Origin of the sequence: Hyphomonas sp. (genome assembly GCF_041398465.1) — a bacterium.
GTDB lineage: Bacteria > Pseudomonadota > Alphaproteobacteria > Caulobacterales > Hyphomonadaceae > Hyphomonas.
In genome coordinates this window covers 840,888-866,026 of record NZ_JAWKUS010000001.1, presented here as the reverse complement: position 1 = coordinate 866,026, position 25,139 = coordinate 840,888, and the positions used below count along the sequence as shown (strand labels likewise).

The following is a 25,139-nucleotide window of genomic DNA, read 5'->3' as shown; positions in this document are numbered from 1 at the left end:
TTCTCGAATGCCGGGCGGGGTGTCAGCCCGCCGGTTCAAGCCACGGCGTGGAGACCTTGCGGGTCGCCTCGTAGCTGTTGATGTCGCTTTCAGCCTGCAGAGAAGCGCCAATCTCATCGAGGCCCTGAAGCAAATTGGATTTGCGGCCCGGATCGACGTCGAAGGTGTAGGTCTCGCCATCGGGCGCGGTGACCGTCTGGGTTTCGAGGTTCACTGAGAACACATGGTTCGCACCGCCAGCCTGCCGGGCGAGCTTCTCGCACACATCCACCGGCAGACGCACGGGCAGGATGCCGTTCTTGTAGCAGTTATTGTGAAAAATGTCGGCGAAGCTCGGCGCAATGACGACCGAAATGCCCTGGTCCGCCAGCGCCCAGGGGGCGTGTTCCCGTGAGGAACCGCAGCCAAAATTCTCACCGGCGATCAGGATGTCCGCTTTCGCAAATTCCGGCTTGTTGAGCACGAAATCTGGGTTCGGCGAGCCATCGGCCAGCGTTTTCAACTCATAGAACAGGCCTGTTGACAGGCCGGTACGCTCGGTCGTCTTCAGGAACTGTTTCGGGATGATCATGTCCGTGTCGACATTGGACATGGGCTTGCCCTTTTCGAGCAGCGGCGCGGCGGTTCCGGTGATTTCGGTAAACGGTGTCATGGCGGCGTTCTTACTTCGGCTCATGCGCAATGAAAAGTGTCGGAACGCCCATTGTGCCATCCCGTATCGTAAACACGCTCGAGCCGGGTTTGCGGCCCTTGCGCAAGTCGGAGACGTTGAATCCCGCCTCAGTAAGCCGCGTATGGGCAGCGGGAAGATCCGCGACTTCCCAGGTCAGGCCCCAGATCCTGTCCGGCGCAGCCGGATCGTGCGCCTCTCCCAGCCGGTTGATCACTTCGAAGGTCAGCCCGCCGGTGCGGAAGAACAGGAATCGCGTCTTCCATTGCGGCGCATTGCGGTCCAGTGCGAGGTCGAGACCAAGGCGTGCACCATAGAGGCCGAGCGCCCGGTCAGGGTTCGGCGTATCGATGACGATATGGTCCAGCGAAACGACAGAGCCCTCGGGCGCGTCCTGCTGCGGCAGCGGCGCCTCGGGCTGGATCAGGAATGTCTTCACGCCCGCCGTCTGATCGTCCGCGCAGCGGAATCGTTTCCAGCTTCGCACAGCACCATCCAATCTGTTCGTGCTTTCACCCGGTGCCACATCGGTCGGCAGCATCCCTCGGCGGGTCAGCTTGTGATGCGCCGTTTCGATATCTGCGGTCCCAAAAGCGAGTGTCTTCAGGCCGGGGCCTTCCGCCTCGATGATTTCCCGCAGCCGGTCAGCCACTGGCCCCTCCCCGGTGGGCGCCATCAGTTCGAGACTGGTGTTCGCCACTTTGAAAATCGCGGTTGCGGCGCCGCCTTCCACGTCTGCGCGCCAGACAGGCGAACGGCCAAGCAGGCTTTCATAGACAGCCGCGCCGGAGTCGATCTCGGGCACGACGAGGACAATATGGTCGAGACCGGTGACGAGCTGGCTCATGTCTTTTTCTTCCTGTCTTTTCTTCCAAAGCGCTTGCGGCGCGGAAACGGCATGACGCGGAACTGTTCGCCTTCATGCGCGAGCGCCACAATCCGCCCTTCCCCGTCGAGCCAGGCCTGGCCTTCCAGTTCGCCCTGCTTGCGCAGTTTCCGCACCCGGCGGGAGATACGCAGCGGCGTGATCCAGACCTCTTCGCCAATTTTGACTTCGGCGAGGAACGCCGCCGATTCCCCGTCGGACGTCCTGTTGATCTCGAACTGCACAGGCAGCGGCGTGCCGGTTTCGAGCACATGCGCCCGGCGACGGTCGAACCGGAGCGAGAACCAGGACATGGCGACGAGATAAACACCAAACCCGGCCACAAGCAGCTGGACCCAGCCCGACACGTCCAGCCGGATCATCACATCAAGTCCAACGGCCATCGCCAGCATGACGAGACCGAGGACAAAAAGGGCAATGGTGTGCAGAGCGGCCAAACGAAAACATTCTCCGACAGGGTCCTAGAGATGGGTTCTACAAAACCCTGCCGGAGACAAGGGGAGGCTCGTTATTCCGCTGGGACAAGAGTCGTGTCTGCGGCTGGCGTCCGCTCGACCTTGCGGGCCCAGTCGCCGGCCGTCTCGAGGCGTTCTATATAATTCTTGTGCTCGGTGCCCATCCAGCGGTCCCACCATGTGAAGTAGAAGCCGTAATTCCCGCCGGCTCGCTCATGGTGCATGTCGTGATGGGTGACAGACGTCATCCAACCCAGCACCGGCAGCCGAGCCCAGGATTTCGGCATCAATTCATAACCGCAATGGGCCGTCGCGTTTTTGAAGATCATGATCATCATCACGATATAGAATGCCGTCGTGTGTATCGGGATCAGCATCAGGCCGACTGGCACGAAGGCATACTCCACCACGGCCTCCAACGGCGCGAAGGAATAGGCTGTGAACGGCGTCGGATTGTGCGACCGGTGATGGCGCATGTGGAATATCTTGTACAAACGCGGCAGATGCATGAACCGGTGCGCCCAGTAGAAATACGCATCGTGTGCGATGATCATCACCGGAATCGACACGAAGAACCACGCCCAGCCAAATTTTTCGATGTCGTCATACTTCTGGAAAATGCCGAGCTCGGCGGCGTCGAAGATGACGATATCCATGCCGACAAAAACCAGCACGGTCATCGCCGAGTGAAACAGTTCGCTGCGGATCTGCCGGGCGCGTGGTGTCGGGCGACGGATCTTCCGGTAGCGCAACAGGTGTGACAGGCTGAGCCAGATGATGACGAAGGTCGACATCGTGCCTAGCAGGTAGCGGAATATCTCGAACTCGATGCCGTCTGCGGCGCGGTGCAAGAGATGATCCAAAGTGAAAGTGCTCCAATCCATATCGGTCTCCTCATGATCTGAAGTGACCGCAGGATGGCGAACAGGCCCGCCTCACGTCTCCGCAAGACCGGAAGAGCCTGATCAAATTCGAAATCGCGCCGGTTTTTTCAGTTCCGACCGGCTTTGGCGAGCGCCATGTCGCGATATTCCGTCGGCGTCACGCCCTCCATCACCCGGAAGGCCCGGTTGAAGGGCGCCAGCGAGGCAAAACCGGCGTCCATTGCGATGGTCAGCACGGGGATGCGGGCCAGCGCTGGGTCTGACAATTTCTGCTTCGCCAGCGCAATGCGATATCCGTTCAGGAAAGCAGCGAAGTTCCGGTGGCCGAGGCCGCGATTGATCAACGCGCGCAACTGGTGTTCGGGCACGCCGGCCCGGTCGGCCAATGCCCCGATGGTGAGGCCTTGCTCCGTGAATACCTGCTCCTCGTCCATCAGCGCCATGAGACGCGCCAGCAGGACCGATTCTTTTGCTGAAACGGCCGGCGGCGGGGCAGGCTTTGGCACAGGCTGGAACAGAAGCGCTTCGGATCGGAGGCTGACCAGCCATAAGAGGCCCCAAGTCGCCATGATCAGTGTCAGCCCGGCACGGAAAGTTGTGACCAGGTGCTCATGCGTCCGGCTGAAGAGCGCCTCGGACAGCACGATCAGCACAACAACGGTTGCAAGCAGGATGGCAAACAAGGGCCGCGTACTCCGCCGGGATTCGACAAGGTCGTTCCGCCATCCGGCGAGCGCTATCCAGCCGAGGTGGACGGCCATCAGGAATGAAACGAAATTTGTAAGGTAGGCGACCCATTCCGGCCGCCCATCGATGAAGCCGAGATTGGCCAGCCGAAGCACCAGTATCAGAACGAGGTAGAGCGCCGCGACCGCCCAGTCCGCCGCACGCATGCGAAAGCCGTCATCGAAAAGGGACCGGCCGAACAGCCACAGGAAGAGCGTGTTCGGCATGTCGATGAAACGCACTACGACCAAGACCGGCCAAGGCGGTTCAAGGATCTCCGGCGGCGTGCCGATCAGCATCGCCGCCACGCTGATGCTGAGACCCGCACCGAACCATCCCTGGATCAGCTTACCCGCATCGCGCAGCAGCAGGACGGCACTGACAAGCAGGACCGCCGCTGCCGGATACCGCAACAGGACATCAAGCAGCAGCATGCGCGCGCCGGATCAGAGCCCTTCGAACAGGGCCGTCGAGACGTACCGCTCCGCAAAGCTCGGCAGGATCACGACCAGCGTCTTGCCGGCCATGTCGTCCCGGCTGCCAATCTTGATGGCTGCAGTCGCCGCCGCGCCGGAAGAGATGCCGCCCGGAATGCCTTCCAGCCTGGCGAGCTTGCGCGAGTTCTCCATCGCTTCAGCATTGGAGACCTGCACCACTTCATCGATCATCGTGGTGTCGGCATTTTCCGGAATGAAGCCGGCGCCAATGCCCTGGATCATGTGCGGGCCTGGCACGCCGCCCGATAGGACAGGACTGTCTTCCGGCTCGACCGCAATCATTTTCAGAACCGGCTTCTTTGCCTTCAGGGCGCGGGCGCAGCCTGTCATCGTCCCGCCTGTGCCGATGCCGGAAATCACCGCATCGACCGCGCCATCCGTATCCGCCCAGATTTCCTCGGCGGTCGTCTTCTCATGAATCGCCGGGTTGGTCGGATTGTCGAACTGGCTGGGCATCACCGCACCCGGAATGGACGCAACAAGTTCTTCAGCCTTGGCGATGGCGCCGTTCACGCCTATTTCCTTCGGCGTGAGCTCCAGTTCCGCGCCGAGGAAAGCCAGCATGCGGCGCCGCTCGATCGACATGGATTCCGGCATGGTCAGAATCAGGCGGTAACCGCGGTTTGCCGCCACGAAGGCAAGGCCGATGCCTGTATTACCGGACGTCGGCTCCACCAGCACGGATTTTCCGGGCGTGATTTTTCCGGCTGCTTCCAGCTCGAGGATCATGTTGAGCCCGATCCGGTCTTTCACGCTGGCCAGCGGATTGAAGAACTCGCATTTGAAAAGGAGGTTTGCTTTGATGCCGGTTTCCGCCGCAAATTTCGGCGCTGCGACCAGCGGCGTCGAGCCGACGGTTTCCAGAATGGACGCGTAAGTCCGCCCACGCGGGCCATCCAGCGTTACGCCGCCTGAGAGTTTCACAGTTCCAGCCATCACGTCCTCCTCAATGGTTTTACAGGACTATCCGCCCCCCGCCACACAGAAGCAACTGAAAGCTCGGTTTAAGTATTCAAGGTGGTGGACAAAAACGCGCGGCGCATTCCCTTTATAAGTGGGCCAGTATCGGCAGACTGCCACCTCGGAGAGATCATGAAACCCGCTGTCCTCGCCTACGCCCTGCTTGCAGTCGCAGGCGCCGCGTTGCCGCTGTCGCAATTCCTGCCCTGGTTCATGGAACACGGGCTGGATGTGCCGCGCTTTATCGGCGACCTGTTCGCGACGCGCATTGGCGGCTTTTTCGGATGGGACGTGATCGTCTCGGCTGTCGTGCTGACCGTCTTCATCCTGATCGAAGGCAAGCGCATCGGCCTTCGCCATCTCTGGCTGCCGATTGCGTGCACGTTCAGTGTCGGCGTCTCATTCGGTCTGCCGGTCTTCCTAGCGATGCGCGAACGGACACTCGGTGCGGACTAGCCGATCACGCCGGTGATTGCGGCTTTCGCTGCGAGGGCCGGACTCATCAGATGGGTGCGGCCACCGCGGCCCTGACGGCCTTCGAAGTTGCGGTTCGACGTAGAGGCACAACGTTCGCCCGGTGACAGGATGTCGGGGTTCATGCCGAGGCACATGGAGCAGCCCGGCTCACGCCATTCAAAACCGGCTTCGATGAGGATCTGGTCAAGCCCTTCTTCTTCCGCCTGCGCACGGACGAGGCCGGAACCCGGCACGACCATGGCCCGAACGCCTTCAGCCACTTGATTGCCTTTGGCGACTTCGGCGGCTGCACGCAGGTCTTCGATGCGGGAGTTCGTGCACGAGCCGATGAAGACACGCTGCACCGGCGTGCCTGCGATCGGAACGCCGCCTTCAAGGCCCATATAGTTCAGGGCACGCTCGCAGGCAGCGGCTTTCACAGGATCGGTGAAATCCTCCGGCTTCGGAATGATGCCAGAGACCGGAATGCCCTGCTCCGGGCTGGTGCCCCAGGTCACGGTGGGCTCGATGTCTTCAGCATTGATCTCGACGACATGATCGAACGCGGCATCATCATCCGTGTAGAGCGTCTTCCAGTAGCTCTCGGCCACGTCCCATGCCCCGGCTTTCGGTGCAGACGGGCGGCCCTTGATATAGGCGAAGGTCTTCTCGTCTGGTGCGACAAGGCCCGCGCGCGCACCGCCCTCGATGGAAAGGTTACACAGCGTCATGCGGCCTTCCATTGTGAGGTCGCGGATCGCTTCGCCGCGATATTCCATCACGCAGCCCGTGCCGCCAGCCGTGCCGATCTTCGCAATAATGTGCAGGGCGAGGTCCTTGGCGGTCACACCCGGCTTCAGCTTGCCGGTCACCTCGATCGCCATGTTCTGCATCTTCCGGGCACGAAGCGTTTGCGTCGCCAGGACGTGTTCCACTTCAGACGTGCCGATCCCGTGCGCCAGCGCCCCGAAGGCGCCATGGGTGGAGGTGTGGCTGTCACCGCAGACAATGGTCATGCCCGGCTGGGTGCGGCCCTGCTCCGGCCCGATGACGTGTACAATCCCGTTCCGGATGTCGCCCATCGGGAAGATGTCGATCTTGTACTCTTCCACATTCCGCATCAGCGTTTCCAGCTGGTTGCGCGCTTCCGGGTCTTTCACGCCAGCGAGGCCAGCCGCCTGGTTTTCCGTCGGCGTGTTATGGTCCGGCGTCGCCAGCGTCAGGTCTGGCCGGCGCACGCCGCGACCCGCCGCCTTCAATCCGGCAAACGCCTGGGGCGTCGTCACTTCGTGGATCAGGTGCAGGTCGATATAAAGCAGGCTTTCCCCCGACGCCTCATCGGTGTGCACCAGATGCGCATCCCAGATCTTGTCGTAGAGTGTCTTGCCTGCCATGGGCCGAAAATTCCCTGTCTGTAGAAAAATATTGCGCTGAAACGCGCAAGCCAGCGGGTCTCGTGCAACACACTCGGCATCGCGTCAATGTGTCAGATGGCAGTTCAGGCGACCCTGCGGGCCGGATGCCCGGTCCATTCATGAATGGCCGCCAGCAATTCGGCCTTGTCGACCGGCTTGGTCAGCACTTCATCCACCCCACGGGAGAGGAAATCCTGCCGTTCCTCAGCCATGGCATGCGCCGTTACGGCAATCACTGGCGTGGGCGCCCGGCCGCCGGATGCCTCGAAATCGCGGATCACCCTTGTGGCGGCCAGACCGTCCATGACCGGCATGGAAATATCCATAAGCACGAGGGCGTAGGCGTTCTGTCGGAAGAGATCGACGGCGATTTGGCCGTTCGCCGCAAAGTGTAGTTCATATCCGGACCCGTTGAGCAATCCGGCCATCACCTGCTGGTTCACTTCATTGTCTTCCGCAATCAGGATGCGGCCTGCCCGGACGGGCGCGGCATCGGCGGATTTCTGGGCGCTTGGCGCCTTCACCGGAGGCGGCGGGGCCTTGCTGATAATCGCGCTGACGGCTTCTCCGAGTTCCCCGCTGCGCAGGGGCTTGATCAGAAAATCGCTGACCCCTGCTTTCAGGAAGTCCTCTTTGACGTCCGGCGAGTCGACAGAGGAGACGACCACGATCTTCAGCGGGTTGAAGGCGGGCTTCGACCGGATCATCCGGGCAATCCGCAGGCCGTCAATCTCCGGCATCTGGTAGTCCAGTACCAGAAGATCATAAGGCGCACGGCGATTATGAGCATCCGCAAGGCGGCGCAGGCCCTGGCGCGGATCGGTCTCGTGGTCCGAACGGATGCCATAGAGGGCGAGCTGGCTGGCCGAAATCCGGCAGTTCAGCGAAATGTCATCGATCACCAGCGCACGGATACCACGGAGGTCAGGCCGCTCCATGGGCTCAAGGAAAAGGCGCGGCTCGTCATCGGCAATCGGCAGCGTCAGTTCAACCCGGAAGGTGGACCCCGCACCGAAAGTCGACGTGACGTCAATATAACCCGCCATCACCTCGACGAGGCTACGGCAGATGGAGAGTCCGAGGCCGGTGCCGCCGTAACGGCGTGTGGTGGACGCATCGGCCTGTTCGAATTGGTGGAACACGGTTTCCAGCTTGTCTTCCGGTATGCCGATGCCGGTATCATCGACGGTAATCGAAAGATGGGCGTACCCGTTCTCTCCGGACCCGGCGATGCGCACCAGAACATGGCCCTCGGTTGTGAACTTGATCGCATTGCCGACTAGGTTCACGAGAATCTGGCGGATGCGGCCTGCATCGCCGACCACCTCGTCGGGCACATCCCGCGAGATGTCCGTGATCAGCTCGATCCCCTTCTCGTTCGCACCGGAACCAAGCAGGGCGGCAACATCATCCAGCACACCGGACAATGAGAAAGGTTCGGCTTCGATCGCGAGCTTGCCGGCCTCAATCTTCGAAAAGTCGAGAATGTCGTTGATGACCGTCAACAACGCCTCGCCGGAGCGTTCGATCATCTCAACGATCTCGGCCTGCTCCGCGTCCAGCGTCGTGCGGCGCAATACCTGCGACATGCCCAGAACGCCATTCATGGGTGTGCGGATCTCATGGCTCATATTGGCCAGGAATTCAGTTTTTGACCGGGATGCGTTCAGCACCGTATGACGGGCCTCTTCCAGTGCTTTTTCTCGCGCTTTGCGTTCCGTCACATCCGTCAGGATTCCGGCGATGAAGGCATTTCCATCGGCATCCTCTATGCAGGAGGTCGATACCTCCATCCAGCGCACCTCTCCGGCCGCATTCGTGTGCTGCTCCGTGGCCAGATATTTAGCACGTGACTGCAGAATGCGATTGTCTCTTTCCCAGAAGACATCAGCCTGCGCTTGCGGAAAATAATGGCGGTCTGTCCGGCCAATCAGGTCTTCGCGCGAATAACCGACAAACTGGCAAAACGCCTCGTTCATCTCTATCCAGACATGGTCTGAATTCTTGATGTACACAGGATTGGGCAGGAGGTTCAGCACCTCCTTCAGCAATTCGATTTTGCCGTTGCCGTTCATTGGTTCAGACACTCCCCACATGGAGGAGTAGATCACGCAGGCCTCAACAATCCCTTAAGTTGAATTTTCCTTCGCCCAGGGCCGCATCGGGCAGGCAGCCCATTGCCTCCAGTGTCACCAACAGCGCCGCGCGGATCGGTGTATGCGGTTCCTCACCGAGGCACTGGACCAGCTTGCGATTGTCGAGTTGCACCGGCACGTCCCAGAGATACTTCATCTCCGCAAGCTCCCGGAACAGGCGTACGAATGGCGAAAACGCCTGCACCAACACCCACGGAAAGCCACGAACCGGCGCATCCGGAGCGCCAGCTGCGCGGCGAATCTCGTTTGCGAACTCCTGTCCGTCCCCGAACCAGTGGCCGGCAAAATGGAACGACTCGAACGAGGAGAGTTCAGCATCCTTTCCGACCAGCCGGGCCACAGCCTCCCCATAGTCCGGCAGGTAGGCCCAGGCATGCCCCACGCCATTCCGGCCCGGCAGCGTAACGGACTTCACCGGTTTGCCCGGCTTCACAATTCCGGCGGAAAGCCAGGAATTCCCTGTGCTGTGCGGTCCGAAGAAATCGCCCGCCCGCACGATCAGCACACGTACCCCCTGCCCCGCCGACTGTTGCAACCGGTCTTCCATCTCCACCCGGATCTTGCCTTTCCGTGTGCGTGGGTTCTGCGGATCGGTTTCTTTCAGCAGCGGGAACGCATCCGGCCCGTAATTATAGACCGTGCCCGGAAACATGATCCGCGCACCGGTGGCCTTTGCAGCGGCGATCGTGTTGTCGAGCATCGGCAGGGCGAGGCCGCGCCAGTTCCGGTAGCCCGGCGGGTTCACCGCATGAACGATGAGGTCGGCATTGATCGCGGCATCGGTCACATCACCTGCAATCATGGCATCGCCCTTCAGCCAGTCGGCATAGGGCAGCAGCGTCCTGCCATAATCCGGACGGCGGCTGAGCGCCCGGATCTGCCAACCTCGGCGGTGGAGGGCTTCGGCGATTTCATATCCGGCCCCGCCTGTGGCGCCGAGGATAAGGGCTGTTCGTGAGCGGTTCATGGGACATCTCCTTTGTATCTGTCCCTAGAAATGCCCATGGTTAGAGCTAAAGAAAATTGCGATAATTTCTGGATCGGTTATAGAAAAATAGTGGAACAAGTCGCCCTCTCATGGGACCATTGCCGGTCTTTCCTCGGTGTCTGGCGCACCGGCAGCCTGTCAGCCGCAGCCCGGGCGAGCGGCCTGACCCAGCCCACAATTGCCCGTCACATCACCCTGCTGGAAGAAGCGCTGGATAGCGGCGCCTTGTTCATCCGGTCTCCACACGGCCTCTCCCCGACAGATCTTGCCGGATCGCTCGTGCCCCATGCGCTGGCCATGGAAGCCTCCGCCGCAGCCATGATGCGGGCTGCCTCCGGTGCGGATGGGGAAATTGCAGGCGTGGTGCGGATCAGCGCGAGCCAGATCATCGGTGTGGAAGTTCTGCCGCCAATTCTGACCGGCATCGGCGCAGATCATCCGGGCATCGATTTCGAACTCGTCGCGACGAACGAAACATCAGACCTGCTCCGCCGCGATGCTGACGTCGCCGTGCGCATGGTCCGGCCGGCGCAAGGCGCGCTCATCGCGCAGAAAGCCGGAGACATCCAGCTCGCCATGTATGCCCACAAGGATTATCTCGCCCGGCGCGGGCGTCCCGAGACGATCGACGCCCTGCAGGACCACGCCATTGTCGGCTTCGACCAACAGACCGCCGGGATTCAGTCGCTGCAGAGCATCGGCATGCCGCTGAAGCGGGAGATATTCGCTTTCCGGACGGACAATGACGTCGCCCAGCTCGCCGCGATCCGCGCAGGCTTCGGCATCGGCATCTGCCAGACAAACCTCGCACGGGGAAACCCGGACCTCATCCGCCTCTTCCCGAAAGAGATGAGTTTCAGCCTCGAAACCTGGATCACCATGCATGAAGATTTGCGCGGCAATCGCCGTATGCGCCTCGTCTTCGACCGGCTCGTCACGGACATGACCGCTTATGCGAAAGCCAGTGCCGGGCTGCATTGATCCCTGAAACGAAAACGCCCCCGCCTTTCGGCAGGGGCGCTTGTCATGTGCCAGTGGCAGATCTGGGGCGAAGGAAGTCTATTCCTCTGCGCCGCCCTCTGCAGCTTCTGCAGCGGCTTCGGCCTCAGCGGCTGCGGCAGCAGCGGCGTCTGCTTCAGCTTTCGCCTTGGCAGCAGCTTCGCGCTCTTTGGCAGCGGCTTCCTTGCGGGCAGCCTTTTCGGCGTCTTTCTGGCGGCGGCGCTCGGTTTTCGAGACGGCGATCTCGACCTGCTCGATGCCGTGGCCGGTGGTCCGCTCAGCGATACGGGCACCCTTACCGCGCAGACCGCGCAGGTAGTAGAGCTTGGCGCGGCGAACGCGGCCCTTACGCTTCACTTCGATCGACTCGATCATCGGCGAAACCAGCGGGAACACGCGCTCCACGCCTTCACCGAAAGAGATTTTGCGGACCGTGAAGCTCTCGTTCACGCCAGCGCCCGAACGAGCAATGCACACGCCTTCAAAGCGTTGCACGCGCTCACGGTCGCCTTCCTTGATGCGGACGTTCACGGCCAGCGTGTCACCGGGCGAGAAAACCGGGATTTCTTTGCCGCTGAGGACGCGGGAAACTTCTTCTGCGTCCAGCTGTTCAATAATGTTCATCGCCTGTCTCCGGCGCTTGGATATCGTGGGTTTCGGAGTAAGCGGCGTATAAATCGGGGCGGCGTTGTTTTGTCAACGCCTTTGCGCTGTTCAAACGCCATTCTGCGATGCGTTTGTGATCGCCCGACAGCAAGACGTCCGGAGTCCCCCGCCCCTCCCACTCACGTGGCAATGTATATTGTGGATGTTCCAGCAGCCCGGTCTCGAAGGATTCCTCGCTCAGGGAGTCTTCATTGCCCGCAACGCCGGGCAGCAGGCGCACCACCGCTTCGGTCAGCGCCATGGCTGCAACCTCGCCGCCGGCGAGCACAAAATCGCCCATCGACACCTCGATCATGTCCCGGCCTTCGATCACCCGCTCGTCGAGACCTTCGAACCGGCCGCAAAACAGGATGAGGCCTGGTCCTTCAGCGAAAGTTCGCGCCATTTCCTGGTCGAACGGCTTTCCGCGCGGGGAGAGGTATATAAGCGGGCGCTCCTGGCGGGGCAGGCTGTCGATGGCTGCCGCCGCCACATCCGGGCGCAGCACCATGCCAGCACCGCCACCTGCAGGGGTCTCATCGACATTGCGGTGCTTGCCGATACCGAAGTCGCGCAGCTGGATGATGTCCCAATCCCAGATACCCTCCTTGCGCGCGCGCTCCAGGATGGACACGCCCAGCGGGCCGGGAAAGGCCTCGGGAAACAATGTGATGAAACTCGTCTCGAACATGGGCTGCCTTTAGCGCAGGCATGGCCACGCGTCACCGTTTCATCGCTGCGTCCCCTCTTGCCCCCACCTTTGATCCCGTCTAATCCCGCCCCGTCATCTGGGGAGTAGCCAGCCGCCGAAAGGCGGGCTTCCGTGTCAACATACTCGGCTGAGAGGCCGTGGTGCGGAAGGGGCGGTGATCACCGTCCGGGCGAGACCAATGACGCCGCCTCCTGCCCTGCCGGGCCACGGGGAGCGGTGTCGTTGGACTCGAACAAGGCCCGGCATGGAGACCTGACCCTCATGGAAGCCCTGTTTACATCCACTGCCGTCGTCGCGTTGGCCGAAATCGGCGACAAGACCCAGCTGCTCGCCATTCTTCTGGCGACCCGTTTCCGGACACCCCTGCCGATCATCCTCGGAATCCTCGTCGCGACATTAGCAAACCATTTCCTGGCGGCCCTTGTGGGCGCGAGCGTTGCGAACCTGCTGGACGGCGAATGGTTCCGCTACATCATCGCCGCCTCGTTCGTGATCATGGGCTTCTGGACCCTGATCCCCGACCAGCTGGACGACCTCGACGACAAGCCAACCCGCTTTGGCGCCTTCTTCGCCACGCTGATCGCCTTCTTCCTCGTCGAGATGGGCGACAAGACGCAGCTGGCCACCATCGCGCTCGGTGCCCGCTTCGACCAGATCGTCTGGGTCACCGCCGGCACGACGCTGGGCATGATGCTCGCCAATGTCCCGGCGGTGTTCCTGGGGCATGAACTGATCGAGCGCGTGCCGTTGAACATCGTCCGTTACATTGCTGCAGCGCTGTTCCTGATCATCGGTGTCTGGCTAGCGGTGCAGACAGCAGGCTGGGTGTGACACATCCCCGATTGACATAATCTCTTTTGAAATCAAAAGTAGAAGCGCAAGTGGGGCCTAGACGCGGGGAACAGGTATGGAAAAATTGTTTCCGGAGATCGCATCCATCGAGGATGTGATGCGCCTCACCAGAGGCGGAGCCATTGCCGGAATCCTTTTTTGCGGACTGATCCTGCTGGATGGTTTGCTGGGCACATCTTCCCTGGCTCGGTCCGGCCTCCAGCTGGCCGCAACGGGAATTGAAACCTTCCTCATTCTGTTCCTGGCCTGGCGTGTATGGTCAGGACGCAGCTTTGTCAGCGCCATCCTCTTGATGGCCCTGCTAGTGCTGTCCACGATGACCGGCATTCACGATGGCGCATTCGGCCTCGCCTGGATGGCGGCCTATTTCGGTCTCGGACTGATGATGCTGAATGCGGTCCGCGCCAGTCTTCGCCACGATATCTATTCTGAAGACACTTCGGACGCTCAGGCGGCCTGACCCCTCATAGAATTGATTTTTCCCGGGGGCTGGCGCTTGATGGTCCCAAGTCCTGGGGAGGATCGTCCTATGCTCGAAACTGTCGCCACCATCGCCAACATCTTCGCGTCCGCCGCCGTGGTACTGACGCTGGTCTTTATCGGTATCCAGCTCAAACAGAATGCGGAACTGACGCGCATGGCCGCCGCGCAGACCTCGGCGCAGATGATGTCCACCAACCTTGGCCGCATCATCGAAAGCCCGGACCTTGCCGAACTGATCACAAGGGAAGGCGCGCCGGAAAGCTGGAGCCGGCCGGAGCGCCTCCGGGCGACAAACTTCCTGTCCGCCAGTTTCCGCCATTATGAAGTTCTGCATACGCACAGACGCTTTGGCGTGTTCGAGGAAGAATTGTGGGGCGGCACCGAAGCGCGCCTGCGCGACAGCCTCGACTCCGCCGCCATCCGGGACTGGTGGCAGGAGTCCAAACCTTTCTACGCGAAAAGCTTCGTCGCCTATGTCGACGAGATCGTTGCGGAGTGGGAAGCCATCGAGGCGATTGCCGGAATGGGAGACGGCGCAACGGCCGAAGACGGAGCGGTCTAGGGTTTCCAATCCGGCCAGTCGCGGAACAGGCCGAACTTGACGTTCGTCACCATGGCATTGGCGGAGAAGTGAAGCTCGTCGACCTCCCCTTCCCGAGCAGCCGCCGCACGGAAGGCTTCGTCCAGCTGTGCGAGGTCTCGCGTTTCGATCATGATATGGAATTCCCGGATCGTATCGGGGCGCAGACCCAGCTTGCAGCGCATCATGCGCCAGGCCTCGATCCGGCCGTCTGATTTCATCCGGTTCAGGAAGGCAGGCAGCGCCGAGGCAAAGGCCCGCTCGTCCGTACCGGGCTTCAGGTCGAACCAGATGTGATAGATATCCATTGCAAATCACTCGCAAATAAGTTTGCCGGAAGCCGCAGTCTTCTATACGGGAAAGGATATGGCCGCGACCCCCGCTCTCTCTGTCATTATTCCCTTCTTCAATGAAGCCGGAAACGTGCACCCAGTAATAGACGAGGTGCATGAGCAGCTGGCCGGAATTGCGTTCGAGGTCATTTGCGTGAACGACCAGTCGTCTGACGCGACGGGCACGGAACTCGCCGAGGCGAAAGAGCGGCACCCGGATACAGTTTTTGTATTCAGCCACATTCAGCGGCGCGGAAAATCCGCCGCCCTGTTCACAGGCCTCAAAGCCGCACGCGGAGAATGGGTCCAGCTTCTGGATGGAGATGGGCAAAACGATCCCGGCGACACCGCCCGTTTGTGGAAAGCGATCATCGAACCCGGCGCGCCGGGCCGCCTGGGCATCATCGCGGGCAAACGGAACAGCCGGAACGATTCCGGCTTCAAATGGATCCAGTCACGGGTCGCGAACGGCGTACGCAGGTTCGTCCTGCAGGATGATGCGACAGATACGGGCTGTGGCTGGAAACTGGTCCGCACGGCGGCCTTCCGCGACCTTCCCTATTTTGCCTCCATGCACCGTTTCCTGCCGGCGCTGATCAAACGGGCAGGCTGGGATGTCCGCGAAGAACTGGTGAATGACCGGCGGCGGCTCGCTGGCGAGTCGAAGTACGGTTTCCTCGGACGGCTCGGCGCAGGGATCTTCGACCTGATCGGCATGTTCTGGCTGGTCCGCCGCGGCGGCTCTGGCATCGCCGCCGAGTGGAACGACCCGCGCGCGGACAAGAACTGAAACCGGCCCACATCAGGTCTTTGGCTTTATCGGTTCAGTCCTCATCCCGGCCCATCTTGCGCAAGGCTGGCGGTCGGGTGTCGCGCTTTGGCGTCGCCCGCGGCGGCGGGCTGGCTGGCGGAGGTGCTGCCTGGACCGGTCTCGACACCCTTGGCGGCGGAGCTGCTTGCGGCGTTCTGACGGGCTGGCGCGCTGCAGGCGCACGCACTTCCGGAGCACGCGCAACAGGCGTCCGCGCTTCAGGCGCGCGAGCTGCAGGCCGTTCAATCCGGCGCATGCTCGGCGGGCGTGTCTCACGTGTCGGTGCGGCGCGCGTCGGAGCCGGGCGGACGGGTGTTGAACGAACCTCTGGCGCGCGAGGCGTCGCGGCGAGGGGCGTGCTGCGCCGCTCCGGCATACGGGTGCGCTCTGCACGGGCCAGGTCCGGCTCGCGGAAATCGCGCTTCCGGCGTTGGATCCGGTCTTCCGCGCGCGTCTCAGGGCCGCCCGAAAGGGCTGGATCGACCCGGCGTTCCACAACACGATCTCCAGTCCGGCGGACGGGCTGCGGTGTAATTCCCCGCGGAGATGGGGCGGCCGTTTGTGCAGGGACTGCATCAGGTTGCGCATTCCGGAGAGCTGGCGGTAAGCGGCCTGGCTTCGGCGGTTCCCGGCGCGCTGCGTATGTGTCGCCAGTGTTGAGCCCAGCCTGAGGTGCATCCCGGCGTGTGCGGTCACCACCCGTCCAGTCACCTCTCGTCCGGTCGGCTCTGCGGCCATCTCTTCCATCCCGTTCATGACGATCCCAACGGTCATGGCCCGTGGAGCCGACAGGGCGGATCGAGGAGATATTGTCGTTCAGGCGAAGGCCGTTCAGCTTGTCGACCGAGGCATCGACGATCTGGCAGCGTCCCTGGAAATTGGCGTGTTCACAGACTTCCCATTGTCCGGACCGGATCTGGATGGACGAGACATTGTCGTTAAAACGGTAACGGCTGAGGTCACGGATGCCGCGATTCAGGCCCAGCGAGGCCCCGCGGTCATAGGAATCCGTATAGAGCGTGACCGCCGCGTCCCGCGCGCCATAGTGCCCGCGCAGCGGCGGACGCTCCCGCCGGTAATGGGTCGAGGAATAGTAAGGCTGCGAGTAGCCATACCAGCCAAAGCCGTACGGGTCATAGCCAAGGCGCGGGTCGTAATAGCCATAGTGCCGGTAATCCGGTGAATAACCGTAATGGTAGACCTGGATCGAGGTCGAAGCGCCATAGCCATAGCTATAGGTGTCGTAGCCATACTGCTCGTCATCTACGTAGCGGATGTAGCCATTCTCATCGCGCAAGAACATCAGGCCATGCTCGGCGTCTGTATACTCATATACAGGGCGCACAGATGAGATCTCCCCATCCATTCCATACCAGGCAAGGTCCGGCACGTCATAGCGCAGGAACACGCAGCGGCCGGTGAAATCGCTGTGCTGGCAGACTTCCCACTGACCCGCGAGCACGGCAATCGACCGGGCCCTGTCATTGAAATGCAGGTTCGGCAGGGCATGGATCGGGTCGTAGATCTCGCGGACCTCGCCGGAATAATTTACGCCGCTATAGAGGATCAGCGCCGGGGGGTCGTCATCCGGCTCTGCGTCATACGCATAGGTTTCTGTCTGGGCCATGGCGCTGCCGGCGATTGCAACCGGGGCGGCCAGCACGGCCAGGAGGCGGAGGAACCTTGTCATCATCGGCCATTCTTTCACTCAGTCTGGAGGAAAGTATGGCAAACCCTGTCTGAACAACCCGCAACAAACTGTGTCAGGCTTCAGGCGGGGTTTCTTCCTCGTCCGGCGCAGCCATCCATTCGTCCAGCGTCGCCACCACGACCCGGCGCGCGGCGATGTCCACAACCGGCACATCCGCCAGCGTAAACGGCACGAAGATGCTGCCGCCGCCGGTGAGGTCTATCTCCAGCAAATCCCCTGCCCCGAAATCCTGCACGGCGCGGACACGCCCGGCCCGTTCGCTTCCGCCACCATAGACATCAAGGCCGACGAGATCCTCGATGTAGAATTCGTCCTCATCCGCTTCCGGAAGGCTGGCGCGGGGGACGTACAGCAGCGTGCCGCGCATCGCATCCCAATCTTCCTTCTGCTTCTGCTCTTTCGGGCGGACGATGAAATGGTCCTTTCCCGGACGGGCGGATTTTGGCGTCAGGACCACTTTGCCCGCTTCGTCCAGCAGCGGGCCGAAATCGAACACAGCTTCAGGGTCTGCGGTGAAGCTTCTCACCCGCACATCGCCGCGGACACCATGGGCGCCCTTCAGGACGCCCACCACGATCAGCCTGTTGTCTGCCGTCTTGCTCATTGCGCCTGTGTAGCCGGGCTACGGCGCAGGGCAAGATTCACAGGCAGTTCGCCAAATTCCGAGGGTGAGCCGTTTTCAGATAGGTCGGTCAGCAGCAGGAAGCGGACGGGCCTCCCCCTGGTCGATGACAAACCAATCACCGCCATCGTAGCGACGCTCAATTGTCCAGTCATATCCGCCTTCATCGGGCAGATATGTTGTCTGGCTCCGCGCATCGAATGCACCGAACTGGTCTTCGCCGGAAAAGGACGTGCTGTAGCCTGTCTCCGAGAAAGTGACGGCCTGCGCAGTCGTCGACCAGGACGACCGCTTCCCGGCAAAATAGAGCTGGTCCACCACTCCGGCCGCAGGATTATAGGTCCGGATGACCTCGCCAAAAAAGTTCCCGGTGCCGGCATCATACCAATCGGTTTTGACGCCGAGTCCGTCGAGTATCGGTGCCGTTTCAATGATGAAATGCAGCTCCTCGAATGCACCGGGGCCCTTCATCACGGAATTGACAACGGCCCAGCGTCCGATTTCCGGCTGGAAATTCGCAACATGCTCCCGCGCAATTCCGGAGGGGTTGGTGGCATCCCCGCCGGCCTGAAAAGGTATCGCAGCCGCAAGGATAAAAAGCACCGGAAGAGCCTTCATTGCATGTCTCCTCCAACTCCGGACCGGTTCCGTATACCCCCTTCTCAGGTTTGCAATCAACACATGCGGGTCTTAGCGCCAGCGATCGTACTGACCGCCCTGATAGCGCCGGATGGAAGAAATATTGTCGTTCATCCGGATCGGGCCGAGATCACCGGCCCCCGCCGTCAGGATCGCGCAGCGGCCGCGATAGTTCGCGTGTTCGCAGACCTGCCAGGTACCGCCGCTGACATAGAATGAGCTGGCCCTGTCGTTGAACCGGTAATGGCTGAGATCGGCGACATCCCGGCTGATCTCCATGGCATGGCCGCGCTGGTTTGAATCCGGGAACAGGACAACGCCTCGCCCGCCGCCCCAATCGCCCCGGCGACCATCCCGATGATCTCCCCAGCGGTCATCTCGCCGATCCCGGTCATAACCGGCAGGGCGGATCGAGGAGATATTGTCGTTCAGGCGATAGGCATTCAGATATTTCGTATTGGCATCGATGATTTCACACCGGCCACGGAAGTTCGCATCCACGCAGACTTCCCACACGCCGCGATTGATCACGATGGAGGAGGCCCGGTCGTTAAAGCCGATACGGCCAAGACGTGGGACGGCTCCATCAATCCGGACGGCTTCCCCGCGGAATCCGGCATTGGAATAGAGGACGGCCCCGCCCTGGCGGCCCTGATAGTCCCCGCTGCGCCAGGTGTCGCGGCCATCGCGGTGATCTGCACTTGCGGGCAAGGCCAGGGCCGCAAGACCCGCCGCAAAGGCGAGCGCGGAAACGAGCGTCTTTATCTTCATAACAGGCTCCTTTGAGGACAGTCCGCTTTTAGACAAAGCGATCTGAACCCCGTCAGGGCTCCCCGTTATCCTGCATTCAGCTTTCTGGCCCAGATACGGAAAAGGCCGGCACCCTTGATGGGTACCGGCCCTTCCATGGCTTGCCAGATGGCAGGCAGCCTATTCGGTAGCGGCTTCTTCAGCCGGTGCTTCCTCGGCGGGCGCCTCTTCTTCGGCAGGCTCTGCAGCAGCGGCGGCGGCGGCAGCGGCTTTTTCTTCACGTTCCTTGGCGCGCTCCTGGGCTTTCTTGCCCGGCTCACCCTTGTTCGGGTTGTTGCCATGGGCCCAGGTCACGACCGGCTTGCCGTCGACTTCGAGCTGCGACAGGAAACGGGCAACACGGTCGGTCGGCTGGGCGCCCTTGCGGACCCACTCAGCCGCTTTTTCAGCGTCGATCTTCACGCGGTTTTCCGAATCTTTCGGCTGGCGCGGATCATAGGTGCCGATCTTCTCGATGAAGCGGCCGTCACGCGGGGCGCGTGCGTCGGCGACAACGACGGAATAGAAAGGACGTTTCTTGGACCCGCCGCGTGCGAGCCGGATTTTGAGGGCCATGGGGTGATCTCCTGTGTACTGGCGTCTCTGGAATATTCTAGTCGGCCTCTAGGCCGCGGATATGCTCATGATGGCGGATCACTTCCGCCACGATGAAATTGAGGAATTTCTCGGCAAAGGCCGGATCTAGACCGGACTGCTGCGCCATGGCGCGGAGCCGCTCGATCTGCTCTGCCTCGCGGGTCTTGTCCGCGGGCGGAAGATTGTGCTGGGCCTTCAGCTTGCCCACCTGCTGGGTCAGCTTGAAGCGTTCGGCCAGCGTGTGGACGAGGATCGCATCGAGATTGTCGATGCTGTCGCGGAACTGGCTGAGCTGGAACTTGGCCAGCGTCGTGTCGATATCGGTCATTTTTGGTTGCCTTGCACAAGTCGATCAACTGCCGCTTGTTCCCGCTTGATTATTGCGATGGAGACTTCAGTTATCCTGTCCTCGCATTCGCCTATATCACGCAGAATTTCGTCATGACCTGAAGTGGCCGAATGGTAGAGACCAACAGTCTTAGCCAGATCATGACAACGTTCGTCGAACTCATCGCTTCCTTCGATTCCAACAAGTAGAAGCTCGAGTTTTAATAGGTGCGCAAAAAGTTCTCTCAGACTCGAGTCAGACGCATCTCGCTTGACGCTCGCTTGATGGGCTAGGGGAACCAATTGCGAAACTGAGTCACGAAATTGATTCAGCCACTGCTGCTTGGCATTCGCCAATGCAAACTGCTTGGATTGCTTGGCCTGAGAAACAACGGAAAACGCCGACAGCATAAATGCTAAAACTGCCGCAACTCCAGTGGCCACTGTTGCCAGTGTTGCAAGATCTGAGGAAAGTTCAGCCCTCATTTCTTCTTGCCCCCCAACAGGTCGCCCATGCCCGGCGGCAGGCCACCACCACCAAGACCCGGCATTTGCTGGCCGCCCATCTTGGCAAGGTCCGCCGGTGAAATGCCGGCCTGCTGCGCCATGCCCAGCATGTTCTTCATGCCGCCCTTGGTGCGCATCTTCTTCATCATGCCGGCCATCTGCTGATGCATCTTCAGCAGCTTGTTCACATCCTGCACCGTGGTGCCGGACCCGGCGGCAATCCGCTTGCGGCGCGAGGCGTTCAGCAGCGCAGGTTTCGCGCGCTCTGCCTTGGTCATGGAGGAAATGATCGCCTCCTGACGTTTCAGGACATTGTCGTCGAGGTTTGCCGCTTCCATGGCCTGCTTGGCCTTGCGCGCGCCGGGCAGCATGCCCATCAGGCCACCAAGGCCGCCCATCTGCTGCATCTGGCGAAGCTGGTCGGCGAGGTCATTGAGATCGAAGATGCCCTTGCGCATCTTCTCCGCCATCCGCTCGGCCTTTTCGGCGTCCATCTGCTCGGCGGCCTTTTCGACCAGCGAGACAATGTCCCCCTGCCCGAGGATACGGCCGGCCACGCGCTTTGCATCGAAGGCATCGAGCCCATCGAGTTTTTCGCCAACACCGAGGAATTTGATCGGCAGGCCGGTGACCGCGCGCATCGAGAGCGCTGCACCGCCGCGGCCGTCACCATCCATCCGGGTCAGGACCAGACCGGTCAGCGGCAGGCGCTCATGGAAGCGCCGCGCGGTTTCAACAGCATCCTGACCGGTCAGCGCGTCAGCGACGAGCAGCGTTTCCTGCGGCTGCGCGATCTCGGCGATCTCAGCCGCCTCGGTCATCATCTGTTCGTCGATGCTGGTCCGGCCGGCGGTGTCGAGGAAGAGGACGTCATAGCCGCCGATCTTGGCGGCGTTCATCGCGCGCCGGGCGATATCCGCCGGCAGCTGGCCCTGAACGATCGGCAGGGAGCTGACATTCTCGCCGCATTGGTCTGCCAGGATGGCCAACTGTTCCATGGCCGCCGGGCGGCGTACGTCGAGCGAGGCGAGGAGGACTTTCTTGCGGCCCTTCTCCGACAGGCGCTTGGCCAGCTTGCCCGTCGTGGTCGTCTTACCCGAACCCTGCAGGCCCGCCATCATGACGACGGCCGGGGGGCTGTCGACGCGCAGGCTGGTGTCGGCATCTTCGCCGCCCAGCATGTCGACCAGGCCGTCATAGACGATCTTGATGACCTGCTGGCCGGGCTTCACGGAGCGGATGACTTCCTCGCCCACGGCGCGGGTCTTCACCTTGGCGATGAAGTCCTTGACCACGGGCAGCGCGACGTCCGCTTCCAGCAGCGCAACCCGGATTTCGCGCAGCGCTTCGGACACATCCTTTTCGGAGAGCGCACCGCGCCCCGTCAGGTTGTCGAATATGCCGCCGAGCCGTTCGCTGAGGGCGTCAAACATCGCGTTACTCCTTATGCCGTCTGTCAGAACCGTCCTGACATGGGCGCTCCATGGGTTCAACGCAAAGACCAAGAGCCCCGCTGAGCGACACTTCGCCGGGCGGGGGGCCTCGCTGTCCTCACGGGAACGGTCAAGGCGCGCTTCTGGATTTGCGCAGATTTGGCGCGCCTAAAGCACGCGAAGACCAGTGGCGTCAAGCTTTTAAGCCTGTTGCATCTCCCGCACCCGGTCCTGCAACAGCGCCATCGCGGCTTTTGCCTCATCGCCCACCAGCGACAGGACGGCCATATCGGCCCAGGTTCCATTGGCCATCCGGAAATAGCTGCGCAGCGTGCCCTCGCGCCTGGCGCCAAACCGTTCAATGGAACGGATCGAGCGCTCATTGGCTTGCGGGGTCAGGATTTCGATCCGGCGCATGCGCGAGGCCACCGCCCGTTCGATCGTCGCAAGCTGGACAGCCGGGACGATGGCCGTGCCCCGCATTTCCTCTACGATCCAGAGCGATGCCATCCGCAGACGCCGGTGCGTGCGGGAAATGTCCGCATAGGCGACCACACCGGCGAAGGCACCATCCGACTTCCGCCAGATTGTGAACGGGATGTAGTCGCCGGATTTTTTCAATTCCAGCGTGTGGTCAAAATAGGAATGAAAATTGGTGCCCGTCGCAATCACCGGCATCCACTGCCACATCGCTTCGACAGCGCTCGTTCCGGCCAGCACGTCCCGGTCGGCCTCCGTCAGCACTTTCAGGCTGACAAGCTCATTCTCGAAGCCCGGGTCATCCAGTTTCATGCCCAGACAGTCTCACGCTCGCGTATTTTGACAAGACATTCGAATAGAAAAAACCGGATTGTGATCGAGCAGTGACCGGAAGCTGGCCTCACGCCTTGTCGGAAGCACCTGCGAGCTTCCGGCTGAGATAGGTGAATTCCAGCGCGGTCCGTTTCGCCCGTTCCGTCTGGTTCGCCGCCGCGGCATGCCCGCCGTCGATGTTCTCATAGTAGAGGAAAGGCAGGCCCGCAGCTTCGAATTTCCTTGCCAGCTTACGTGCATGGCCGGGATGAACCCGGTCATCCTTGGTGGAGGTGACGAAGAAGGGTTCCGGGTAAGGCTTTGCCGCATCGAAGTTCTGGTAGGGCGAGATCGTCTCGAGGAAGGCCCGCTCCTCCGGAACCTCGGGAGAACCGTATTCATCGACCCAGGAGGCGCCCGCCAGCAGCAGGTGGTAGCGCATCATATCCAGAAGCGGCACCTGCACGACGACAGCATTCCAGAGGTCCGGGCGCTGGTTCAGCATGACCCCCATGAGCAGGCCGCCATTGGAACCGCCCATGATGCCGAGATGATCCGCACGCGTTACTCCGGATGCAATGAGATCTTCTCCCACAGCAATGAAGTCATCATAGATGCGCTGGCGGTTCTGCTTCAGGCCTGCCTGGTGCCAGGCCGGGCCGAACTCACCACCGCCGCGGATATTGGCCAGCACATAGGCCCCGCCCTGCTCCAGCCAGAGCCGTCCGGTGACCGGGCTGTAGGCCGGGTTCATCGAAACCTGAAAACCACCATAGGCGTAGAGCAATGTCGGGGTGGACCCATCCATCGGGATGTCTTTTCGCGCAACGAGGAAATAGGGCACTTTCGTCCCGTCTTTCGACGTCGCGAAATGCTGCTCTACCTTCAGGCCTGACGCATCGAACTTGGCAGGCACGCTTTTCAGCTGTGTCACCACATCGCTCGCGGCATCGTATTCGAGCAGCGAGTCAGGCGTCAGGAAGTCCTCGTAATTCAGGAAGACGACCGCTTCATGCGGGCTTGCGAAGGCGATGCCCGCCTGGCCTTCCCCCGGCAGCACCACACTCCAGCTGCGCCAGCCATCGCCTTCCGGTTCAGCCCGCATCACCTTGCCGACGGCCGTGTCGCTGACAGACAGCAACATCGCGCCTTTCGAAATCGCAACGCCTTCCAGCGCCTGCGCCTCGTTCGGATGGAAGACCAGCGACACCGGCGGCAAGGTCCGGTGCGTCATGAAGGCAGCAACATCGAAGGCCACCAGGTCGCCCGACCTGAAGCTTTCCGTCTGGCCCTCCGGCGCCCAGTCTTCTTGCAGAGTGACGAGGAACCGGCCCTGATAAATTCCTTCCGGCGTGGACTTCATCGGGATCGGCCATCTGACCGGGGCCGCCTCCCCTTCCGGGAACCACCAGTAGCTGGAGGTGAAGAAGGTTTCCGCCTCCACGGCGCCCTGAAGTACCGTGCCGTCATCCAGTTCCAGCGTCATCGGCCAGACGCCGACATCGGTGACTTTGCCGCGGAAGACTTCTTCGGCGCCGTCCAGCGGCGCGCCGCGCGACCAGCGTTTCACGACGAAGGGATAGCCGGACTCCGTCACCGTCCCCTCGCCCCAATCCGTAGCGATCAGCACCGTGTCCGGTCCGGCCCAGGCAAGACCCTGCTTGGCTTCGGGGGTGACAAACCCGCCGTCGACGAATGTCTTTGTGGCGAGATCGAACTCGCGCTGGATCACGGCGTCCTTGCCGCCATCGGACAACGACACCATGCATTTGTAGGCATCGCTGCCTTTGGGCGCGAAACAATTGGCGCCCTTGTAGACCCAATTCTTGCCTTCATCCTCTGCCAGCTGGTCGAAATCGACCACGGTTTCCCAGTCCGGCGCGTCAGTCCGGTAGGACTCGACCGGCGTGCGGCGCCACAGGCCGCGCACATAGGTGTCGTCCTGCCAGAAATTGTAGACGAATCCGGACCGTACAACGCCGTACGCAATGCGCTCCTTCGAATTCAGGGCGTCCAGCGCCGCCGCTTCAAAGCCGGCATAACGCGGATCAGCCTGAAGCTCCGCCAGCGTGCGCTCATTCTGCGTACGGACCCAGCCGAGCGCTTCCTCGCCTTCCACCGCCTCAAGCCAGAGATATGGGTCTTCGCCCGTCTGGGCCCCTGCAGGATTCGGCATGTCTGTGTCGGCCAATTTCGTCTCCGGGTATTATGTCGC

The 25,139-nt window shown here is 61.5% G+C and carries 28 protein-coding genes; 6 read left to right on the top strand and 22 right to left on the bottom strand.

Annotated features, from left to right (window positions below; translation table 11 throughout):
- Positions 1 to 22: 22 nt before the first annotated feature.
- The 6 genes from leuD to cysK form a co-directional block, all read right to left on the bottom strand.
- On the bottom strand, positions 23 to 652 hold the full coding sequence (leuD, locus tag R3C98_RS04220) for a 3-isopropylmalate dehydratase small subunit (RefSeq protein ID WP_371312868.1): 630 nt from the start codon (positions 650 to 652) through the stop codon (positions 23 to 25).
- Positions 653 to 662: 10 nt separating this feature from the next.
- Positions 663 to 1,517, bottom strand: a complete 855-nt coding sequence (locus R3C98_RS04215; protein ID WP_371312867.1) for a VOC family protein — start codon at positions 1,515 to 1,517, stop codon at positions 663 to 665.
- Positions 1,514 to 1,993 carry a hypothetical protein gene (locus R3C98_RS04210; protein WP_371312866.1) on the bottom strand — a complete coding sequence of 160 codons (480 nt, stop codon included), beginning with the start codon at positions 1,991 to 1,993 and terminating at the stop codon, positions 1,514 to 1,516. Before R3C98_RS04210 ends, R3C98_RS04215 begins: the two co-directional genes overlap by 4 nt.
- Positions 1,994 to 2,064: 71 nt before the next feature.
- Entirely contained in the window at positions 2,065 to 2,895 is an 831-nt protein-coding gene (locus tag R3C98_RS04205; protein ID WP_371312865.1) for a sterol desaturase family protein, read from the bottom strand.
- A gap of 107 nt (positions 2,896 to 3,002) precedes the next feature.
- On the bottom strand, positions 3,003 to 4,055 hold the full coding sequence (locus R3C98_RS04200; RefSeq protein WP_371312864.1) for a helix-turn-helix domain-containing protein: 1,053 nt from the start codon (positions 4,053 to 4,055) through the stop codon (positions 3,003 to 3,005).
- 12 nt (positions 4,056 to 4,067) lie between these two features.
- The gene (gene cysK, locus R3C98_RS04195; RefSeq protein WP_371312863.1) at positions 4,068 to 5,054 is read right to left on the bottom strand and encodes a cysteine synthase A; all 987 of its coding nucleotides are present in this window, start codon (positions 5,052 to 5,054) and stop codon (positions 4,068 to 4,070) included.
- 156 nt (positions 5,055 to 5,210) lie between these two features.
- Between cysK and R3C98_RS04190 the strand changes: the two genes are divergently transcribed.
- The gene (locus R3C98_RS04190; protein ID WP_371312862.1) at positions 5,211 to 5,534 is read left to right on the top strand and encodes a DUF2834 domain-containing protein; all 324 of its coding nucleotides are present in this window, start codon (positions 5,211 to 5,213) and stop codon (positions 5,532 to 5,534) included.
- On the opposite strand, the gene leuC is transcribed toward R3C98_RS04190, so the two are convergent.
- From leuC to R3C98_RS04175, 3 genes are all read right to left on the bottom strand, one after another.
- Positions 5,531 to 6,928 carry a 3-isopropylmalate dehydratase large subunit gene (gene leuC, locus R3C98_RS04185; protein WP_371312861.1) on the bottom strand — a complete coding sequence of 466 codons (1,398 nt, stop codon included), beginning with the start codon at positions 6,926 to 6,928 and terminating at the stop codon, positions 5,531 to 5,533. The genes R3C98_RS04190 and leuC overlap by 4 nt on opposite strands.
- 104 nt (positions 6,929 to 7,032) lie before the next feature.
- Positions 7,033 to 9,024 carry a response regulator gene (locus R3C98_RS04180; protein WP_371312860.1) on the bottom strand — a complete coding sequence of 664 codons (1,992 nt, stop codon included), beginning with the start codon at positions 9,022 to 9,024 and terminating at the stop codon, positions 7,033 to 7,035.
- 43 nt (positions 9,025 to 9,067) lie between these two features.
- Positions 9,068 to 10,072: an NAD-dependent epimerase/dehydratase family protein gene (locus R3C98_RS04175; RefSeq protein WP_371312859.1), complete on the bottom strand. Its 1,005-nt coding sequence runs from the start codon at positions 10,070 to 10,072 to the stop codon at positions 9,068 to 9,070.
- A 90-nt stretch (positions 10,073 to 10,162) separates the two neighbouring features.
- Here R3C98_RS04175 and R3C98_RS04170 point away from each other — a divergent pair, with 90 nt between their 5' ends.
- Entirely contained in the window at positions 10,163 to 11,074 is a 912-nt protein-coding gene (locus tag R3C98_RS04170) for a LysR family transcriptional regulator (protein WP_371312858.1), read from the top strand.
- 78 nt (positions 11,075 to 11,152) lie between these two features.
- On the opposite strand, the gene rplS is transcribed toward R3C98_RS04170, so the two are convergent.
- Positions 11,153 to 11,716, bottom strand: a complete 564-nt coding sequence (rplS, locus tag R3C98_RS04165; protein ID WP_371312857.1) for a 50S ribosomal protein L19 — start codon at positions 11,714 to 11,716, stop codon at positions 11,153 to 11,155.
- Entirely contained in the window at positions 11,703 to 12,428 is a 726-nt protein-coding gene (gene trmD, locus R3C98_RS04160) for a tRNA (guanosine(37)-N1)-methyltransferase TrmD (protein ID WP_371312856.1), read from the bottom strand. The genes rplS and trmD overlap by 14 nt, the downstream gene beginning before the upstream one ends.
- A 282-nt stretch (positions 12,429 to 12,710) precedes the next feature.
- Between trmD and R3C98_RS04155 the strand changes: the two genes are divergently transcribed.
- The 3 genes from R3C98_RS04155 (at position 12,711) to R3C98_RS04145 (ending at position 14,346) form a co-directional block, all read left to right on the top strand.
- Positions 12,711 to 13,280, top strand: a complete 570-nt coding sequence (locus R3C98_RS04155) for a TMEM165/GDT1 family protein (RefSeq protein ID WP_371313332.1) — start codon at positions 12,711 to 12,713, stop codon at positions 13,278 to 13,280.
- 76 nt (positions 13,281 to 13,356) lie between these two features.
- Positions 13,357 to 13,761: a hypothetical protein gene (locus R3C98_RS04150; RefSeq protein WP_371312855.1), complete on the top strand. Its 405-nt coding sequence runs from the start codon at positions 13,357 to 13,359 to the stop codon at positions 13,759 to 13,761.
- A gap of 69 nt (positions 13,762 to 13,830) precedes the next feature.
- Positions 13,831 to 14,346, top strand: coding sequence for a hypothetical protein (locus tag R3C98_RS04145; protein WP_371312854.1), 516 nt, complete (start codon positions 13,831 to 13,833; stop codon positions 14,344 to 14,346).
- On the opposite strand, the gene R3C98_RS04140 is transcribed toward R3C98_RS04145, so the two are convergent.
- A complete protein-coding gene (locus tag R3C98_RS04140; RefSeq protein WP_371312853.1) occupies positions 14,343 to 14,672 on the bottom strand; it encodes a DUF6614 family protein in 330 nt (109 codons plus the stop codon). The genes R3C98_RS04145 and R3C98_RS04140 overlap by 4 nt on opposite strands.
- 58 nt (positions 14,673 to 14,730) lie before the next feature.
- Here R3C98_RS04140 and R3C98_RS04135 point away from each other — a divergent pair, with 58 nt between their 5' ends.
- Positions 14,731 to 15,486 carry a glycosyltransferase family 2 protein gene (locus tag R3C98_RS04135; RefSeq protein WP_371312852.1) on the top strand — a complete coding sequence of 252 codons (756 nt, stop codon included), beginning with the start codon at positions 14,731 to 14,733 and terminating at the stop codon, positions 15,484 to 15,486.
- Positions 15,487 to 15,520: 34 nt separating this feature from the next.
- Here R3C98_RS04135 and R3C98_RS04130 read toward each other — a convergent pair whose 3' ends face one another.
- The 10 genes from R3C98_RS04130 to R3C98_RS04085 form a co-directional block, all read right to left on the bottom strand.
- On the bottom strand, positions 15,521 to 17,200 hold the full coding sequence (locus tag R3C98_RS04130) for a beta/gamma crystallin-related protein (RefSeq protein WP_371312851.1): 1,680 nt from the start codon (positions 17,198 to 17,200) through the stop codon (positions 15,521 to 15,523).
- Positions 17,201 to 17,270: 70 nt separating this feature from the next.
- On the bottom strand, positions 17,271 to 17,822 hold the full coding sequence (gene rimM / locus R3C98_RS04125) for a ribosome maturation factor RimM (protein WP_371312850.1): 552 nt from the start codon (positions 17,820 to 17,822) through the stop codon (positions 17,271 to 17,273).
- Positions 17,823 to 17,897: 75 nt separating this feature from the next.
- The gene (locus tag R3C98_RS04120; protein ID WP_371312849.1) at positions 17,898 to 18,458 is read right to left on the bottom strand and encodes a hypothetical protein; all 561 of its coding nucleotides are present in this window, start codon (positions 18,456 to 18,458) and stop codon (positions 17,898 to 17,900) included.
- A gap of 72 nt (positions 18,459 to 18,530) precedes the next feature.
- The gene (locus R3C98_RS04115; RefSeq protein WP_371312848.1) at positions 18,531 to 19,250 is read right to left on the bottom strand and encodes a beta/gamma crystallin-related protein; all 720 of its coding nucleotides are present in this window, start codon (positions 19,248 to 19,250) and stop codon (positions 18,531 to 18,533) included.
- 159 nt (positions 19,251 to 19,409) lie between these two features.
- Positions 19,410 to 19,844, bottom strand: coding sequence for a 30S ribosomal protein S16 (gene rpsP, locus R3C98_RS04110; protein WP_371312847.1), 435 nt, complete (start codon positions 19,842 to 19,844; stop codon positions 19,410 to 19,412).
- A 37-nt stretch (positions 19,845 to 19,881) separates the two neighbouring features.
- Positions 19,882 to 20,193 (bottom strand): chorismate mutase, encoded by a 312-nt coding sequence (locus R3C98_RS04105; RefSeq protein ID WP_371312846.1) that lies wholly within the window; start codon positions 20,191 to 20,193, stop codon positions 19,882 to 19,884.
- Positions 20,190 to 20,678, bottom strand: a complete 489-nt coding sequence (locus R3C98_RS04100) for a hypothetical protein (RefSeq protein ID WP_371312845.1) — start codon at positions 20,676 to 20,678, stop codon at positions 20,190 to 20,192. The genes R3C98_RS04105 and R3C98_RS04100 overlap by 4 nt, the downstream gene beginning before the upstream one ends.
- Entirely contained in the window at positions 20,675 to 22,132 is a 1,458-nt protein-coding gene (gene ffh, locus R3C98_RS04095) for a signal recognition particle protein (protein ID WP_371312844.1), read from the bottom strand. Before ffh ends, R3C98_RS04100 begins: the two co-directional genes overlap by 4 nt.
- A gap of 201 nt (positions 22,133 to 22,333) precedes the next feature.
- The gene (locus R3C98_RS04090) at positions 22,334 to 22,924 is read right to left on the bottom strand and encodes a GNAT family N-acetyltransferase (protein ID WP_371312843.1); all 591 of its coding nucleotides are present in this window, start codon (positions 22,922 to 22,924) and stop codon (positions 22,334 to 22,336) included.
- 88 nt (positions 22,925 to 23,012) lie between these two features.
- Positions 23,013 to 25,115: a prolyl oligopeptidase family protein gene (locus R3C98_RS04085; protein ID WP_371312842.1), complete on the bottom strand. Its 2,103-nt coding sequence runs from the start codon at positions 25,113 to 25,115 to the stop codon at positions 23,013 to 23,015.
- Positions 25,116 to 25,139: the final 24 nt, after the last annotated feature.

Excerpts from the sequence above, each read along its gene's own strand:
- leuD (WP_371312868.1), bottom strand. The coding sequence starts at position 652 with ATGACACCGTTTACCGAAATCACCGGAACCGCCGCGCCGCTGCTCGAA.
- R3C98_RS04215 (WP_371312867.1), bottom strand. The coding sequence starts at position 1,517 with ATGAGCCAGCTCGTCACCGGTCTCGACCATATTGTCCTCGTCGTGCCC.
- R3C98_RS04205 (WP_371312865.1), bottom strand. The coding sequence starts at position 2,895 with ATGGATTGGAGCACTTTCACTTTGGATCATCTCTTGCACCGCGCCGCA.
- R3C98_RS04200 (WP_371312864.1), bottom strand. The coding sequence starts at position 4,055 with ATGCTGCTGCTTGATGTCCTGTTGCGGTATCCGGCAGCGGCGGTCCTG.
- cysK (WP_371312863.1), bottom strand. The coding sequence starts at position 5,054 with ATGGCTGGAACTGTGAAACTCTCAGGCGGCGTAACGCTGGATGGCCCG.
- R3C98_RS04190 (WP_371312862.1), top strand. The coding sequence starts at position 5,211 with ATGAAACCCGCTGTCCTCGCCTACGCCCTGCTTGCAGTCGCAGGCGCC.
- leuC (WP_371312861.1), bottom strand. The coding sequence starts at position 6,928 with ATGGCAGGCAAGACACTCTACGACAAGATCTGGGATGCGCATCTGGTG.
- R3C98_RS04180 (WP_371312860.1), bottom strand. The coding sequence starts at position 9,024 with ATGAACGGCAACGGCAAAATCGAATTGCTGAAGGAGGTGCTGAACCTC.
- R3C98_RS04175 (WP_371312859.1), bottom strand. The coding sequence starts at position 10,072 with ATGAACCGCTCACGAACAGCCCTTATCCTCGGCGCCACAGGCGGGGCC.
- rplS (WP_371312857.1), bottom strand. The coding sequence starts at position 11,716 with ATGAACATTATTGAACAGCTGGACGCAGAAGAAGTTTCCCGCGTCCTC.
- trmD (WP_371312856.1), bottom strand. The coding sequence starts at position 12,428 with ATGTTCGAGACGAGTTTCATCACATTGTTTCCCGAGGCCTTTCCCGGC.
- R3C98_RS04155 (WP_371313332.1), top strand. The coding sequence starts at position 12,711 with ATGGAAGCCCTGTTTACATCCACTGCCGTCGTCGCGTTGGCCGAAATC.
- R3C98_RS04150 (WP_371312855.1), top strand. The coding sequence starts at position 13,357 with ATGGAAAAATTGTTTCCGGAGATCGCATCCATCGAGGATGTGATGCGC.
- R3C98_RS04145 (WP_371312854.1), top strand. The coding sequence starts at position 13,831 with ATGCTCGAAACTGTCGCCACCATCGCCAACATCTTCGCGTCCGCCGCC.
- R3C98_RS04140 (WP_371312853.1), bottom strand. The coding sequence starts at position 14,672 with ATGGATATCTATCACATCTGGTTCGACCTGAAGCCCGGTACGGACGAG.
- R3C98_RS04135 (WP_371312852.1), top strand. The coding sequence starts at position 14,731 with ATGGCCGCGACCCCCGCTCTCTCTGTCATTATTCCCTTCTTCAATGAA.
- R3C98_RS04130 (WP_371312851.1), bottom strand. The coding sequence starts at position 17,200 with ATGATGACAAGGTTCCTCCGCCTCCTGGCCGTGCTGGCCGCCCCGGTT.
- rimM (WP_371312850.1), bottom strand. The coding sequence starts at position 17,822 with ATGAGCAAGACGGCAGACAACAGGCTGATCGTGGTGGGCGTCCTGAAG.
- R3C98_RS04120 (WP_371312849.1), bottom strand. The coding sequence starts at position 18,458 with ATGAAGGCTCTTCCGGTGCTTTTTATCCTTGCGGCTGCGATACCTTTT.
- R3C98_RS04115 (WP_371312848.1), bottom strand. The coding sequence starts at position 19,250 with ATGAAGATAAAGACGCTCGTTTCCGCGCTCGCCTTTGCGGCGGGTCTT.
- rpsP (WP_371312847.1), bottom strand. The coding sequence starts at position 19,844 with ATGGCCCTCAAAATCCGGCTCGCACGCGGCGGGTCCAAGAAACGTCCT.
- R3C98_RS04105 (WP_371312846.1), bottom strand. The coding sequence starts at position 20,193 with ATGACCGATATCGACACGACGCTGGCCAAGTTCCAGCTCAGCCAGTTC.
- R3C98_RS04100 (WP_371312845.1), bottom strand. The coding sequence starts at position 20,678 with ATGAGGGCTGAACTTTCCTCAGATCTTGCAACACTGGCAACAGTGGCC.
- ffh (WP_371312844.1), bottom strand. The coding sequence starts at position 22,132 with ATGTTTGACGCCCTCAGCGAACGGCTCGGCGGCATATTCGACAACCTG.
- R3C98_RS04090 (WP_371312843.1), bottom strand. The coding sequence starts at position 22,924 with ATGAAACTGGATGACCCGGGCTTCGAGAATGAGCTTGTCAGCCTGAAA.